Origin of the sequence: Neolewinella maritima, from assembly GCF_923081025.1 — a bacterium.
GTDB lineage: Bacteria > Bacteroidota > Bacteroidia > Chitinophagales > Saprospiraceae > Neolewinella > Neolewinella maritima.
In genome coordinates, this window is record NZ_CAKLPZ010000008.1 from 1 (window position 1) to 2,594 (window position 2,594).

At 52.9% G+C, this 2,594-nt stretch carries 1 rRNA gene; it reads right to left on the reverse strand.

Annotated features, from left to right (window positions below):
* Positions 1-19: 19 nt before the first annotated feature.
* A 23S ribosomal RNA gene (locus MJQ68_RS17870) occupies positions 20-2,594 on the reverse strand; the annotation flags it as partial.

Sequence of the window (2,594 nt, forward strand, 5' to 3'; positions counted from 1 at the left end):
AACTCATTCCAAAGAAAAAATAAAGGAAGCTGTCGGGCGATTAGTATTGCTCGGCTCCATACGTTACCGCACTTCCACCTACAACCTATCAACGCAGTCATCTGCTGCGACCCTCCTCCCGATTAAATCGGGATGGGAATACTCATCTTGAAGTGGGCTTCGCGCTTAGATGCTTTCAGCGCTTATCCCTGCCGTACATAGCTACCCGGCACTGCAGCTGGCGCCACAACCGGTACACTAGCGGTACGTCCATTCCGGTCCTCTCGTACTGGAAACAGATCTCCTCAATATTCCTACGCCCGCAATAGATAGAGACCGAACTGTCTTGCGACGTTCTGAACCCAGCTCGCGTGCCACTTTAATGGGCGAACAGCCCAACCCTTGGGACCTTCTTCAGCCCCAGGATGTGACGAGCCGACATCGAGGTGCCAAACCTCCCCGTCGATGTGAGCTCTTGGGGGAGATCAGCCTGTTATCCCCGGAGTACCTTTTATCCTTTGAGCGATGGCCCTTCCATGCGGAACCACCGGATCACTTAAGCCTGCTTTCGCACCTGTTCGAGCTGTCGCTCTCTCAGTCAAGCACCCTTATACTTATACGCTCTTCGCTTGATTACCAACCAAGCTGAGGGTACCTTTGCGAGCCTCCGTTACACTTTAGGAGGCGACCACCCCAGTCAAACTACCCACCACACACGGTCCTCCTGTTTCGCAGGAGTTAGCGTCAAAGTATAAGAAGGGTGGTATTTCAAGGACGACTCCACCACGGCTGGCGCCGCGGCTTCGTAGTCTCCCACCTATCCTACACATCTTATACCCTAACGCAATGTGAAGCTGTAGTAAAGGTTCACGGGGTCTTTTCGTCCCATTGCGGGTAATCGGCATCTTCACCGATACTTCAATTTCACCGAGCTCATGGCCGAGACAGTGCCCAGATCGTTACACCATTCGTGCAGGTCGGAACTTACCCGACAAGGAATTTCGCTACCTTAGGACCGTTATAGTTACGGCCGCCGTTTACTGGGGCTTCAGTTAAGACCTTTTCACCGAAGTGATAAGCCCCTTCCTTAACCTTCCAGCACCGGGCAGGTGTCAGACCCTATACTTCATCTTGCGATTTAGCAGAGTCCTGTGTTTTTGCTAAACAGTCGCCTGGGCCTCTTCACTGCGGCCCGTGGTCTTACCCACGGGCGACGCTTCTCCCGAAGTTACGCGTCTAATTTGCCTAGTTCCTTAGCCATGAATCACTCGAGCGCCTTAGGATACTCTCCTCGACTACCTGTGTCGGTTTACGGTACGGGCCGCTTCACTCGCTATTTCTTGGAAGTCGCTTCGGTAGATTATCACTCCTGACCGAAGTCAGAACTGTACTATCGGAACATTTTACTGATCCTTCAACGTGCTATTCCGTCAGCACGCACTACCTACACTACTCCGTCGCTTTCAGTGTGAGCGGGTACGGGAATATTAACCCGTTTGCCATCGGCTTCGCCTAGCGGCTATACCTTAGGACCCGACTAACCCGATTCTGATTAACATCGAATACGGAAACCTTAGTCTTACGGCGAAGGGGTTTCTCACCCCTTTTATCGTTACTCATGCCTACATTTGCTTTTGTAGCCGCTCCAGCCGGAGTCACCCCCGACCTTCAGTGCTGTACTACAATGCTCCCCTACCAGATGATACCACCTAAGTGGTTCAAATCCATAGCTTCGGTACCGGGCTTATGCCCGAGTATTTTCCGCGCAGGAACGCTCGACTAGTGAGCTGTTACGCACTCTTTAAATGAATGGCTGCTTCCAAGCCAACATCCTAGCTGTCTTAGCATCCCCACCTCGTTCCATTCAACTCAGCCCGAATTTGGGGACCTTAGCTGATGGTCTGGGTTGTTCCCCTCTTGGCCACGGACCTTAGCACCCGTAGCCTCACTGCCGCTACTGTTATGCCGGCATTCGGAGTTCATCAGGGGTTGGTAGGCGGTGAAGCCCCCTAGCCCTATTGGTAGCTCTACCTCCGGCACACATTCCACGACGCTGCACCTAAATGCATTTCGGGGAGTACGAGCTATCTCCTGGTTTGATTGGCCTTTCACCCCTACCCACAGGTCATCCGAAAACTTTTCAACGTTTACCGGTTCGGTCCTCCATTCCGAGACTATCGGAACTTCAACCTGCCCATGGGTAGATCACCAGGTTTCGCGTCTACCCCCTCTACCTCTATTCGCCCTATTCAGACTCGCTTTCGCTACGCCTCCGGTGCTTCAAAACACCTTAAACTCGGTAGAGAGGAGTAACTCGTAGGCTCATTATGCAAAAGGCACGCCGTCACTAAACCCCGAGGGGTCAGCTCCGACCGCTTGTAGGCGCACGGTTGCAGGGTCTTTTCACTCCGCTTCTCGCGGTTCTTTTCACCTTTCCCTCACGGTACTGGTTCACTATCGGTCTCTCAGGAGTATTTAGCCTTACGGGATGGTGCCCGCAAATTCAGACAGGGTTTCTCCGGCCCCGCCCTACTCAGGATACGCGTCATGTGCACTCTACTTCCTGTACGGGACTTTCACCCTCTCCGGTCAGCTTTTCCAAAACTGTTCCAGTT